13 protein-coding genes are annotated in these 12,254 nt (G+C 70.4%); 5 read left to right on the top strand and 8 right to left on the bottom strand.

Annotation, left to right across the window (positions count from 1 at the left end):
* Positions 1–166: 166 nt before the first annotated feature.
* From ABDW35_RS04515 to ABDW35_RS04505, 3 genes are read right to left on the bottom strand one after another with little or no spacing between them, the layout of a single operon-like run.
* Positions 167–778: an ATP-dependent Clp protease proteolytic subunit gene (locus tag ABDW35_RS04515; RefSeq protein ID WP_343712656.1), complete on the bottom strand. Its 612-nt coding sequence runs from the start codon at positions 776–778 to the stop codon at positions 167–169.
* The gene (locus ABDW35_RS04510) at positions 766–1,227 is read right to left on the bottom strand and encodes an SRPBCC domain-containing protein (RefSeq protein ID WP_343712655.1); all 462 of its coding nucleotides are present in this window, start codon (positions 1,225–1,227) and stop codon (positions 766–768) included. The genes ABDW35_RS04515 and ABDW35_RS04510 overlap by 13 nt, the downstream gene beginning before the upstream one ends.
* Positions 1,220–1,537: a metalloregulator ArsR/SmtB family transcription factor gene (locus ABDW35_RS04505; RefSeq protein WP_343712654.1), complete on the bottom strand. Its 318-nt coding sequence runs from the start codon at positions 1,535–1,537 to the stop codon at positions 1,220–1,222. The genes ABDW35_RS04510 and ABDW35_RS04505 overlap by 8 nt, the downstream gene beginning before the upstream one ends.
* A gap of 200 nt (positions 1,538–1,737) precedes the next feature.
* Between ABDW35_RS04505 and ABDW35_RS04500 the strand changes: the two genes are divergently transcribed.
* From ABDW35_RS04500 to ABDW35_RS04485, 4 genes are all read left to right on the top strand, one after another.
* Positions 1,738–2,523 carry a DUF899 domain-containing protein gene (locus ABDW35_RS04500; protein ID WP_343712653.1) on the top strand — a complete coding sequence of 262 codons (786 nt, stop codon included), beginning with the start codon at positions 1,738–1,740 and terminating at the stop codon, positions 2,521–2,523.
* A gap of 527 nt (positions 2,524–3,050) precedes the next feature.
* Positions 3,051–4,226: a 2-isopropylmalate synthase gene (locus ABDW35_RS04495; RefSeq protein ID WP_343712652.1), complete on the top strand. Its 1,176-nt coding sequence runs from the start codon at positions 3,051–3,053 to the stop codon at positions 4,224–4,226.
* Between the two features lie 52 nt (positions 4,227–4,278).
* Positions 4,279–6,018 carry a thiamine pyrophosphate-dependent enzyme gene (locus ABDW35_RS04490; protein ID WP_343712651.1) on the top strand — a complete coding sequence of 580 codons (1,740 nt, stop codon included), beginning with the start codon at positions 4,279–4,281 and terminating at the stop codon, positions 6,016–6,018.
* Positions 6,019–6,041: 23 nt separating this feature from the next.
* A complete protein-coding gene (locus ABDW35_RS04485) occupies positions 6,042–6,500 on the top strand; it encodes an MEKHLA domain-containing protein (RefSeq protein ID WP_343712650.1) in 459 nt (152 codons plus the stop codon).
* Positions 6,501–6,613: 113 nt separating this feature from the next.
* On the opposite strand, the gene ABDW35_RS04480 is transcribed toward ABDW35_RS04485, so the two are convergent.
* The gene (locus ABDW35_RS04480; RefSeq protein WP_343712649.1) at positions 6,614–6,925 is read right to left on the bottom strand and encodes a hypothetical protein; all 312 of its coding nucleotides are present in this window, start codon (positions 6,923–6,925) and stop codon (positions 6,614–6,616) included.
* A gap of 85 nt (positions 6,926–7,010) precedes the next feature.
* Complete coding sequence (locus ABDW35_RS04475) at positions 7,011–7,412, bottom strand: hypothetical protein (protein WP_343712648.1); 402 nt, start codon at positions 7,410–7,412, stop codon at positions 7,011–7,013.
* 99 nt (positions 7,413–7,511) lie between these two features.
* On the opposite strand from ABDW35_RS04475, the gene ABDW35_RS04470 reads away from it, so the two are divergent.
* A complete protein-coding gene (locus tag ABDW35_RS04470) occupies positions 7,512–8,150 on the top strand; it encodes a hypothetical protein (protein WP_343712647.1) in 639 nt (212 codons plus the stop codon).
* Positions 8,151–8,512: 362 nt separating this feature from the next.
* On the opposite strand, the gene ABDW35_RS04465 is transcribed toward ABDW35_RS04470, so the two are convergent.
* The 3 genes from ABDW35_RS04465 to ABDW35_RS04455 all read right to left on the bottom strand — a co-directional run bounded on the left by ABDW35_RS04465 (position 8,513) and on the right by ABDW35_RS04455 (position 12,217).
* Entirely contained in the window at positions 8,513–9,424 is a 912-nt protein-coding gene (locus tag ABDW35_RS04465) for a dihydrodipicolinate synthase family protein (RefSeq protein ID WP_343712646.1), read from the bottom strand.
* 15 nt (positions 9,425–9,439) lie between these two features.
* Positions 9,440–11,146, bottom strand: a complete 1,707-nt coding sequence (locus ABDW35_RS04460; RefSeq protein WP_343712645.1) for an IlvD/Edd family dehydratase — start codon at positions 11,144–11,146, stop codon at positions 9,440–9,442.
* A gap of 93 nt (positions 11,147–11,239) precedes the next feature.
* Entirely contained in the window at positions 11,240–12,217 is a 978-nt protein-coding gene (locus tag ABDW35_RS04455) for a WYL domain-containing protein (protein ID WP_343712644.1), read from the bottom strand.
* Positions 12,218–12,254: the final 37 nt, after the last annotated feature.

Below are 12,254 nucleotides of genomic sequence, written 5' to 3'. Positions count from 1 at the left end.
CGAAGGCGGGCTGAAAAGGCACCTGTCATCCGTCATTGCGAGGAGGCGAAGCCGACGAAGCAATCCATCGTCCCGCACGAGCGGATGCATGGATTGCTTCGCTGCGCTCGCAATGACGGTATGGGGGCCTTCAGGACCGGTGCCGCCGCGGCAAAGGGCCCGGACCCTAAGCCGCCACATCCTCCCGATGCGCGTAAATGTGATCCACGATGCCCCAGGCCTTCGCCTCCGCCGCGGTCATGAAGCGGTCGCGATCCAATGTGCGCTCGACCTCCTCATAGGTCCGGCCGCAATGCCGAGCATAGATCTCGTTCACCTGGCGCTTCAGCCGGACGATGTCCTCGGCATGGCGCTCGATGTCCGAGGCCTGGCCCTGGAAGCCGCCGGAGGGCTGGTGCAGCACCACCCGGGCATTGGGCAGGGCGATGCGCCGGCCCGGCGCGCCGGCCATCAGCAGGAAGGAGCCCATCGACCCCGCCGTGCCCATGCATACGGTCGACACCGGGCTCTTGATGTATTGCATCGTGTCGTAGATCGCGAGGCCGCTGCTGACCACCCCGCCGGGCGAATTGATGTACATCGCGATCTCGCGCCGCGGATCCTCCGATTCCAGGAACAGCAGCTGGGCGCAGATCAGCGCCGAGACGCCGTCGTCGATCGGGCCGTTCAGGAACACGATGCGGTCGCGCAGCAGGCGGGAGAAGATGTCGAAGGCGCGGTCGCCGCGGCCCGACTGCTCCACCACCATCGGCACCAGATTCATCGTCACGCCGCCCATCGCATCCTCCCGCCGATCGCCGAAGCTTTGATCCGTGGCCGGGCCGCCGGGCGGGACCGCCGCGGTGCCGGCCGTCCTGTCCAGGGCACCGCCCGGGCCTCGGCGCCGAAGCCGCTGTGGACGATGCGCAGCCGGGTGCCGCCGGCCGCGGTGCCGTCCAGGGTGAAGGTCACCACCGTGTCCAGCGGCCGGGCCTCCGCGTCGCGGCCGCGCCAGCTGTAACGCAGCAGCCGCGGCGGCTCCGCCGCCAGCACCTCGCCATCCACCGGCTTGTCGGTGCCGGGCGCGCCGCGCAGGGTGAAGCGCCGCCCCTCCTCCGCCTTGATGTCGTTCGGCAGCAGCCAAGCGGCCAGCAGCTCCGGCTCGGTCAGCGCCCGCCACACCTTCTCCGGCGGATGGTCCAGGTCGCAATCGACGACGACAGCGTCATCCGGCGTCGGTTCACTCATCATCCATGTCCTCGAGCAGGGTCTTGAGGCGGTCCACCTTCTCCGGCCAGAAGGCGCGGTAGCGGTCGATCCAGCCGGCCAGCGGCGCCAAGCCCTCCGGCGCGGCACGGTAATAGACGAAGCGGCCGTCGCGCCGCTCCGCCACCAGCCCGGCCCGGCGCAGCGCGGCGAGGTGCTGCGAGATCGCGGGCTGCGACACGGCGAAGCCGGCCTTCAGCTCGGTCACGCTCAGCTCGCCCTCCGCCAGCCGCTCGAACACGGCGCGGCGGGTCGGGTCGGCCAGGGCCTGGAAGATCTCGGGCGCGGTCATGCGAACATATAAGCGGATACTTATTCGATTCGCAACGCCGCTCGCACCCGGCGGCTGCAGACTCGCGCCACGATTGTCACTCCCGCTGGCCAAGGCCGGCCACCAACCTAGGTGATGACCAGCACCGAGCGATGAGCCGGCTGGATCCGCGCTTCGCCCCCGAGGCGCGGGAACGTGCCCCGATCAGGAGGTCGCAGACCATGACGAACGCAGCCGAGACCAGGCTTTCCATTCCGAACACGCCGCCGGTCGTGTCGCCCGAGGAGTGGGAGAAGGCCCACCGGCAGCTGCTGGTGAAGGAGAAGGCCCACACCCGCGCCCGCGATGCCCTGGCCGCCGAGCGCCGGCGCATGCCGTGGATGGAGGTGAGCACCGACTATGTGTTCGAGGGGCCGGCGGGCAGGCTCGGCCTGCTCGACCTGTTCCAGGGCCGGCGCCAGCTGATCGTCTACCGCGCCTTCTTCGAGCCGGGCGTGCACGGTTGGCCCGAGCATGCCTGCATCGGCTGCTCTATGGTCGCCGACCAGGTCGCGCATCCGGCGCATCTGAACGCCCGCGACACCACCCTGGTCTTCGCCTCGCGGGCGCCGCAGGCCGACATCGCCCGGCTGAAGGCGCAGATGGGCTGGACCACCATCCCCTGGGTCACGGTCACCGACAGCTTCGACGCCGATTTCGGCGTGGATGAGTGGCACGGCACCAACGTGTTCTTCCGCGACGGCGACCGGGTGTTCCGCACCTATTTCGTCAACAACCGCGGCGACGAGCAGATGGGCGGCACCTGGAACTATCTCGACATCACCCCGCTGGGCCGGCAGGAGGTGTGGGAGGATTCGCCCGAGGGCTATCCCCAGACGCCGACCTACAAATGGTGGAACTGGAACGACAGCTATGTCGAGGGCGCGGCACCCGACAAGCGCTGGGTCGAGGTGTCGGATGCCGGCGAGGCGGCCTTCCGCAACAAGGAGACGGGCTCGCCATCGTAAGCAGGCCGATGTGAAGGCTTGCCGCCAGGGGGCGGTCGCGATGATCCGCGGCCGCCCTCTGGCTTGTTTGGATCGGAGCGAAGCGGTGGACCGATCTCCACACCGGCGCGGGAGAAAGCAGGCACCTCGCAACCACGAGATCCGGTGAAATCCACTTTGACGCCATTTATTCAGCGTCCTGATTTCGATCAGGCAATTTCCAAAATAATAACCAGCCATATTCCCCCAAAAATCGCTTTGCATTTTATCCGAACCCATCTCATTAAATCAAAATGAGTGCACTTTTCTGAGAAAAAATTCTTTTGACTCTGTAAAACTCAGAACGCTAAATAAAGGCAGATCAAAAGAAATCCCCTCATCCAAGAATATTCACCCGACTATGAGCAAGTCGGCACGGCTGTTACTGACTTACGGCCATCGCGCCTGACCCTGCACCACTCCGGACAAAAGACACGGACCGACCCGCGCTTTGCGAGCGCAGGACGACGTCCGGCGGCCGGGTGGCGCCCTGAAGGAGAGGTTCCATCATGTCCACCGTTCCCGGCACCCGGCCGCTGACGATCTTCGACACCAGCCTGCGCGACGGCGAGCAGGCGCCCGGCAACGCCATGACGCTGCCGCAGAAGCTGCGCATCGCCCGCGAGCTGGAGGCGCTGGGCGTGAACACGATCGAGGCCGGATTCCCGGCGGCCTCCGACAACGACCTCGCCGCCGTGCGCGCCATCGCCGAGGCGGTGCGCTACAGCCGGATCTGCGCCTTCGCCCGCGCCAGCCGCATCGACATCGAGGCCGCGGCCAGGGCGGTGGAGCCGGCCCGCGCGTCGCAGATCGAGATCCTGGGCGTCGCCTCGGAGATCCATCTGCGCCACAAGCGCCAGATCAGCCGCCAGCAGGCGCTGGAGGAGATCGAGGGCGCGGTCGAGCTGGCCCGCAGCATCGGCTTCGACGACATCTGCGTCGCGCCGGAGGACGCCACCCGCGCCGACCCGGCCTTCCTGGGCGCGATGTGCGCAGCCGCCGCCCGCGCCGGCGCCACCATGATCCTGATCCCCGACACGGTCGGCTGCCTGCTGCCCGGCCGGGTGGCGGCCCTGGTCGAGACCGTGCGGGCCAGCGTGCCGGAAACGGTCAAGGTGGCGATGCATGCCCATGACGACCTCGGCCTGGCGGTCGCCAACACCCTGGCGGCGATCGAGGCAGGGATCGACGAGATCCAGGTCACCCTGTGCGGCATCGGCGAGCGCGCCGGCAACTGCGCGCTGGAGGAGGTGGTCGCGGCCCTGGCCGCCCATCCCGCGCATTTCGGCCGGTCGACCACCATCGATGTCCGCCGGGTCTACGCCGCCTGCCGGCTGCTGATCGAGACGCTGGCCCTGCCGATGGCGCGCGGCAAGGCGGTGATCGGCGAGAACGCCTTCGCCACCGCCGCCGGCATCCACCAGGCCGCCATCATCCGCAATCCGCAGACCTATGAGTTCCTGGAGCCGGACATGTTCGGCGCCGAGCGGCGGATGGTGATCAGCCGCCATTCCGGCCGGCACGCGCTGAAGGCGAAGATCGAGGCCTTCGGCCTGGCGCCGACGCCCGGCCTGATCGAATCCCTCTATCGCGAGCTGACGGCGTCGGCCGAGCCGGTCTGCAGCGACAGCACCCTGCGCAGCCTGGTCCTGCGCAACGCGGCGGAGGCGGCGGCGCCGGTCTGAGCCGCCCCTCTCCGATCCCGATTTCAATAGAGCGAAAAGACGAGGCGTTCGCATGGACGTGCATCTTGCCGAGACCGTCACCGGCTACCAGACGCTGGTGGCGACGCTGGAATCCTGGGGCATCGAGCTCTGCGCCGGCGTCACCGGCGGCGGCACGATCCGCTTCCTGGAGTACCTGCCCCCGCGGCGCCCGGACGACGAGGCGGCCGCCGCCGGCGAGCCTGATGGGATGAAGTTCCTGACGCTCGGCGAATACGCCGCCGGCTTCGTCCCGCTCGGCAGCTACCTGGCCACCGGCCGCATCGCCGCCGGCATCGCCACCACCGGCGCCGCCACCAAGCTGCTGGGCTGCGGCCTGAGCGACGCCAAGCTGCACGACATCCCGGCGGTCTACATCGTCGCCGCCTCGCCGGCCGAGACCGAGGGGCTGAGCCCGCTGCAGGACACCAGCCCGCTGGGCAGCAACATGCTGGCGCAGCTGCGGGCGGAGCTGCCGGACGGCGTCTTCGTGCTGGACCACGCCGCCACCCTGCGGCAGCGGCTGCGCCAGGCCGAGGACCGGCTGCGTCGCTGCCAGCCGGTGGTGCTGGTGCTGGACCATGGCGCACTGCAGGCCGAGATGGCGCCGCACCGCGCCGCGCCGGAGGCGGCGCCGGCCCTTGACCCGGCCGAGGCGGACGCCTTCGCCGAGGCCTTTTGCCGGCGCAGCCAGGGCCGGCGCGTCGTCATCCTGGCCGGGGAGGAGCTGGCGCGGCTGCCCGACGCACCGCGCCTGACCACCCGGCTGTGCGAGGCGCTGGGCGCCCCGATCGTCTGGAGCATCAACGGCGCCAACGGCGTCGAGCGCGCCAACCCCCTCGGCCACGGCTATATCGGCTTCGGCGGCAACGACGCCGCGGCCCGGCTGTGGCGCGGCATCGGGCCGGAGGATGTGCTGCTGGTGCTGGGCGCCTGCCCGGACGAGTACACGGTCAACCTGGCGCCCTACGCCGCCGGCGACACCTTCGTGCTGACCGGCCTGCCGGAGGGCTACGGCCAGGTCGAGGGCGGGTTCGGGCACCGCGCCGCCGGCGGCTACCGGCAGCTCGTCGCCCCGCTGGACCCGGCGCTGCGCTCGCTCCTCGCCCGGATCGAGCGGCAGCCGCCGGAGACCCGCCGCGCCGACCCGGCGCCGGACGACCTGAACACCCGCCGCCCCGGCCCGCCGCGCCCCGGCCATGCCGACATGGCGGCGCTGTTCCGCGCGCTCGACACGCGCTGGCGGCCGGGCACGATCGGCTTCGACGATGTCTGCCTGGCCTACAAGGACCGGCAATTCGTGCTGCAACGCCCGAACCCGCAGGCCCGCTTCTTCTCGCTCTATCGCGGCTCGGCCATGGGCAATGTGCTGGGCCTGGCGATCGGCGCCCGGCTGGCGGCGCCGGAGAGCGATGTCGTCGGCTTCACCGGCGACGGCTGCTTCCGGCTGTTCGCCGGCTGCCTGGCGGAGGCCCGCGACCTCGGGATCCTGCTGTTCCTCCTGGACAATGCCAGCTACGGCATCATCGAGCAGGGGGTGCAGACGATCATCCCGGACGCGCCGGCCGCGCGCCGCCACAACCGCCTGGATGGGATGGACTACGCCGCCATGGCCGAGGCCTGCGGCTGGCGGTCGGCGGCGCTGCGGCCCGATCTGGCCAACCTGGACGACATCCTCGCCGCCCACCGCGCCGGCCGGCTCTCGACCCTGGTCACCGTGCCGGTCGATTCCGCCCACATCCTTGGCATCAACCCGCGCGCGAGCAACCTGTGACCCCGCATTCCGGAGCCCGCCCCGTGAGCCTGGCCCTCGACCCCGATTTCCTGCGTCTCCTCGCCGGCAGCCATGCCCGGCTGGTCGGCACGCCGCTGCTGCCGGAGGATGCCGGCGACGACGCCGACCGGGCGCAGTGGCTCTACGAATCCGCGCCGTTCTGCGTGCTGGCGCACAACACCGATGCCGATCCGCGCTTCGTCTACGCCAACAAGGCCGCCCAGGCCCGGTTCGAATATGGCTGGGACGAGTTCACCACCCTGCCCTCCCGCTTCTCCGCCGAGGCGCCGGACCGGGCGGAGCGGCAGCGCCTGCTGGACGCGGTGACCCGCGACGGCTTCATCGCCGATTACCGCGGCATCCGCATCGCCAAGTCGGGCCGCCGATTCCGGATCGAGAACGCGGTCGTCTGGCAGCTGATCGACGAGGCCGGCACCCTGCACGGCCAGGCCGCGGCGTTCGGGGAATGGCGGGAGGTGTAGGGACGCGGTCGTTGGGGACAGCCGGTGCTTTGGTTACTCGCGCCGGTTGGCCCGATCCCGTACGGCTTGACGGCTTGTTCCGACCGCTATCGATCCGGCGCTGTCGTCTCAGACTACGGCGTCGTTGCGGCGGCGCTCGCCAGCTCTTCCAGTTCGCCAGACCTGAATGACCACCTTCCGAGTATCCGGGACCCTTTGATGTCGATCTCATAACGGTTGCCGGCCATTCCGGCTGCGACACCGGAAAGGTGCTCAATCGTCACCTGGTGATCGGCAATGATCGCCCCCGCTCCAGTGGGCACACCCTGCAACACACCAGGGTGAAGCCGCTTCCCGCCCATTGCCTTTCCTATTTCTATGAACACGAGGCGGAGATACTCCGGCCAATATTCGGGATTAGTGTTCTGCTTCATATGTTCAAGCATGCGTGGAGGATACTCCACTCGTCAATGGCAGGAAGCCGCCTCTCCCGGTCAACCGGGCAACCCGGAGTATTCGCAGACACCGCCATCACACGGCTCCCTTGGGATTTTCGATCCCGAGCCCGGCCAGTTGATCGCAGAGCCAGCGCCAGCAGGCGGGGGCGCGGTCGGGCATCTGGGCCAGGCCGGTGCCGATGCCGTCGGCCGGCATCACCACCGTCCCGCCGGCGGCGAGGTGGTCGCGGAGGCGGTCGAGCGCCGGGGCAGCATGCTCCTGCAGCCGCGCCAGGTCGGCATCGGTCAGGAAGGCGTTGGCCACCAGGCTCGGCGCCCGCTTCGTCGCAATCCCGACCGCGTTCGGCTCGCCCCGCGCGGCGGCCGCCTGCCCTCCCAGGCCGCGCTCCACGAAATTGTCGCCGAACACATAGAGCGCCTGCGGATGGGCCCGGATCTCCTCACGGCTGTAGCGCGCGACATACTCGACCGGCATCTGATCCTCCTCGGGGCCGTCCGGCCCGATCCTCTCACAGGCTACGGTGAACATTTTGTGCCCTTGCATGATCGATCAACTATGTTCATGATACGTTCTATGGATGAGGCGCAGACTCCCCGTGGCGAGACCCGGCCGGGCGACCCCGACCTGCATTGGACGGAGTGGGCGCTCGATCGGCTGCGCGAGGTGGTGGAGCTCGACATCCGCACCATGCGGGCGACGGTGCGGGAGCACGAGCAGATCCTGCGCGGCGCTGAGATGCCGGACTATCCGCTGATGCAGTCCCGCCTCGCCCGCTCGGTGCGGCTGTCGCTCGCGATGACCGAGCGGATCCGGCGCGACTACCTGCTGCGCAAGCAGGAGCGGATCGCGTCGGGCGAGCAGGAGCGGCGCCGGCGGAAGCGGGAGCAGGCGACGGAGATCGCGGTCAAGGCGATCGCCAGGCCCGCCGATCCTGAGGATGCCGAGCGTGTCCGGTTGCTCGTTCGGGAGAAGCTGACCGAGAACGAAATCCTCGACGTGCAGATCGATACCCTGTCACCGGAAGAGTTCGTGCGCGAGGTGAGCCGCAGGATCGGCCTGCCGCCCGACCCGTCCTGGCTGCCGCCGGGATGTATCGACGAGGCCGTGACCGTCGCTGCCGTGGCCGAGCCTGCGGAGGCCCGGCCTCGACCGGCGGACGAGTCCGTCGCCGGCCGGCTCATGCCGGCACCGATGAAACCGGACAGCAGCTAGCCGCATATTCCCACCTCGTCATTGCGAGGAGGCGAAGCCGACGAAGCAATCCATCGGCCCGCCAGAGCGGTTGCATGGATTGCTTCCCCCGGCTCAAGGCCGGGGTCGCAATGACGGTATGGGCCGCAGAATCAGTGTTCAAAACCGATGGTTTTGCCTCTCCCGCTTGCGGGAAAGGTCGGAGGCGCTTGCACCTCCGGGTGAGGGGGTTTTGTCGAGGCCGGGGCCCGCCTTCACCCGGTCTCGCTGCGCGAGCCCGACCTCTCTCGCCAGGCGGGAGAGGCAATCCGAGAAGATGAGCGGCATCGGGCAACAGGAGGGTAAGGAGGAACCGCCCGCAAGAGATAAAGGCGCCCCCTCCCCTACCGCCCGAACAGGCGCGGATACTCGGTCTTCGCCAGCGCCTCGCGCAGCATCCCGCGCTCGGCGTCGTTCAGCGCCCGCAGCGGCGGGTGGGGGCGGCGCCAGGAGGCGTCGCCGTGGATCTCGGCCAGCGTGTCCTTGACCGCCGGCACCAGGGTCACGCTGCTGAGCGCCGCGCGCAGCGCCGCGGCGGCCGCCACCGCGGCCTCGGCCTCCGGCGTGCCGGCCTGGTGGTACGCGACCCGGGCCAGCGGGCCGGTGACGTTGGTGGTGGCCGAGATGCAGCCGGCGAAACCCCGTGCCTGCGCCATGCCGAGCGTCGCCTCGGAGCTGGGGAACACCGCGATGCCCGGCACCCGCTTGGCGAGGTCGGTCGAATAGGCGATGTCGCCCGAGGAATCCTTCAGCCCCAGCAGCGTCTCCGGATGCCGCTCGGCCAGCGCCGCCACCACCTCGATCGGCCAGGGCACGCCGGTGTTCTGCGGGATGTGGTAGAGGTAGAGGCCCAGCCCCTCGCCGCCGACCTGCGCGATCACCGTGTCGACATAGGCCGCCAGGCTCTCGTCATCGATGCCCTTGTAGTAGAAGGGCGGCAGCAGCAGCGCTCCGGCGAAGCCGAAGGCCTTGGCCGCCAGGGTCAGCCGCACCGCATCCTCCAGCGCCGAGGCGCCGGTGCCGACCATGAAGCGGTGCATCGGCAGCCCGGCCTCCGCCACCGCGCGCATCGCCGCCAGGCGCTGCTCGACCGAGAAGGACGTCGCCTCGCCGGTGGTGCCCAGCAGGTTGACCGCGTCGCAACCGCCGTCGTTCAGCAGCCAGCGGCAATGCGCCACCAGCTTGTCATGGTCGATCGAGAGGTCGTCACGCAGCGGCGTGGCGGCGGCGGCGATGACGCCGGAGAGCTTCGGCATGGCAGAAACCTTCATTCAGCCGGCCTTGCGGCCGGGCACCAGGAAGTCGAAATCGCAGCCCTCATCGGCCTGCAGCACGCTGTCATGGAACAGCCTGGCATAGCCGCGGTCCGGCGCCGGCCGGGGCGGCGGCGCCTCGGCGGCGCGGCGCGCCAGCTCGGCCTCGTCGACCAGCAGGTCGAGGCGCCGTCCGGCGGTGTCGAGGCGGATGCGGTCGCCGGTGCGGACCAGGGCCAGCGGCCCGCCATCCGCCGATTCCGGCGTGATGTGCAGCACGATGGTGCCGAAGGCGGTGCCGCTCATCCGCGCGTCGGACAGGCGGACCATGTCCTTCACCCCCTGCTGCGCCAGCTTGCGCGGGATCGGCAGGTACCCGGCCTCGGGCATGCCAGGGGCGCCCTTCGGCCCGGCGCTGCGCAGCACCAGCACGTCGTCGGCCGCGACGTCGAGGTCCGGGTCGTCGACCCGCGCCGCCATGTCCTCGACCGACTCGAACACCACCGCCCGGCCGGTGTGCTGCAGCAGCGCCGGCGTCGCCGCCGACTGCTTGATCACGGCACCGCGCGGGCACAGGTTGCCCTGCAGCACCGCCATGGCGCCCTGCGCCTTCAGCGGATTCGACCGCGGCCGGATCACCGACTCGTCGCGCCACTCGCCCGGCTTGGGCAGCGTGTCGGCCAGGGTGCCGCCGGCCACGGTCGGCACGGCCAGGTCCAGGAGATCCCGCAGCTCCGCCAGCAGGTGCGGCACGCCGCCGGCGTGGTGGAAATGCTCCATGTAATGGGCGCCGGAGGGCTTGAGGTCGATCAGCACCGGCGTCTCGCGCCCGATGCGGTCGAATTCGGCATAGTCGATCGGCTGGCCGACCCGTCCGGCAATGGCGGCCAGATGGACCAGCCCGTTGGTCGACCCGCCCACCGCCTGCAGCGCCGTCATGGCGTTGCGGAAGGCGCCGGGGACCAGGATCTCGGACGGCTTCGGCCCGCCGGTCACCGCCATCCGCGCCGCGGCCTGGCCGGTGGCCTCGGCGCAGCGGATGCGGTCGGCATGGGTCGCCGGGATCGCGGCGGCGCCGGGCAGCGACAGGCCCAGCGTCTCGGCGATGATCGCCATGGTGCTGGCGGTGCCCATCACCATGCAGGTGCCGACCGACGGCGCCAGACGGCCGTTCACCGCCTCGATCTCCTCATCGTCGATCTCGCCGGCGCGGTAGCGGCCCCACAGCCGGCGGCAGTCGGTGCAGGCGCCCAGCACCTCGCCCTTGTGGTGGCCGACCACCATCGGGCCGGTGGGCAGCACGATCGCCGGCAGGTCGGCGCTGGCGGCCGCCATGATCTGGGCCGGCACGGTCTTGTCGCACCCGCCGATCAGCACCACCGCGTCCATCGGCTGGGCACGGATCATCTCCTCCGTGTCCATCGCCATCAGGTTGCGCAGGAACATGCTGGTGGGGTGGGCGAAGGATTCGTGGATCGAGATGGTCGGGAACGCCATCGGCATGCCGCCCGCCAGCATCACCCCGCGCTTCACCGCCTCGACCAGCTGCGGCACGTTGCCGTGGCAGGGGTTGAAGTCGCTGCCGGTGTCGACGATGCCGATGATCGGCCGGTCCAGCGCGTCGTCGGAATAGCCCATGGCCTTGATGAAGGCCTTGCGCAGGAACAGCGAGAACCCGGCATCGCCGTAGCTGGTCAGCCCTTTCCGCAGGCCGCGCTTGTCCATCATCATCTCTCTCGCTGGCGGGCCGGGCCGCTGGTCGTATCGCCACCTGGGCGGCGCGGCATCGGCCGGACGGTAGGCCCCCGCCCCGGATTGTCAATCCTTCTTGTCGTACAACTGCGTCACCCGCCGCGCGCCATCGGCCAGGGCCTGGCGCAGCTCCGGCGGCTCCAGCACCTCGACCAGGTCGGTGAAGCCCAGCAGCAGCCGGGCGGCATGGCCGACGCCCTCGATCGGCACCGTCGCCCGGCGCCGGCCCTCGGCGTCCGGCTCCGCCCGCTGCACCGCCTCCGCCGCGTCGGCGCCCAGCCGGTCGATCAGCGGCAGCGCCTCGGGCGATACGCGCAGCACCGCCTCGGCCCGGCGCAGCTCGCGGGCGAAGCGCTGCAGCGACTCCCGCCACTGCGCCGCCACGTCGAAGCCGGCGGGGTAGTCGAAGCCGTCCGGCAGCACGTCGATGTCCAGCACCTTGGCCACCTTGTAGGTGCGGATGCTGGCATGGGGGTCCGCGCCGATCCGGGCCATCAGGTACCAGGCGCCGGCCTTGAGCACGAGGCCGAGCGGGTCGACCGTGCGCCGCACCGTGGCCGACCAGCTCTCATAGCGGATCACCAGCCGCCGCTGGCCCCACACCGCCCGGGCGATCGCCGGCAGGTGCGCCGGCGGCTCGGCCCGGCGATACCAGTCGACCGGGTCGAGATGGAAGCGGTCGCCGACCCGGGCCGCCCCCTCCCCCGCCGCCCGGGGCACCGCCGCCAGCAGCTTCAGCCGCGCCGTCGCCAGCGGCTCGGCCAGGCCGAGATCCGCCGCCGGACCGGGCAACCCGGCCAGCAGCAGGGTCTCGGCCTCGCCCGCTGTCATCCCGGTCAGCCGGGTGCGGTAGCCGTCGAGCAGCGCGAAGCCGCCGCCCGGGCCGCGATCGGCATAGACCGGCACCCCGGCGGCCGACAGCTCGTCGATGTCGCGATAGACGGTGCGGACCGAGACCTCGAACTCCTCGGCCAGCGCCTGGGCGGTCAGGCGGCCGCGGGACTGCAGCAGCAGCAGGATCGACAGCAGGCGGTTGGCACGCATGGCGCGAGCATAGCCGAAAAAATCCTGACACTCGCTG

Origin of the sequence: Inquilinus sp. (assembly GCF_039594555.1) — a bacterium.
GTDB lineage: Bacteria > Pseudomonadota > Alphaproteobacteria > DSM-16000 > Inquilinaceae > Inquilinus.
This window is presented reverse-complemented; position numbering and strand designations above follow the sequence as displayed.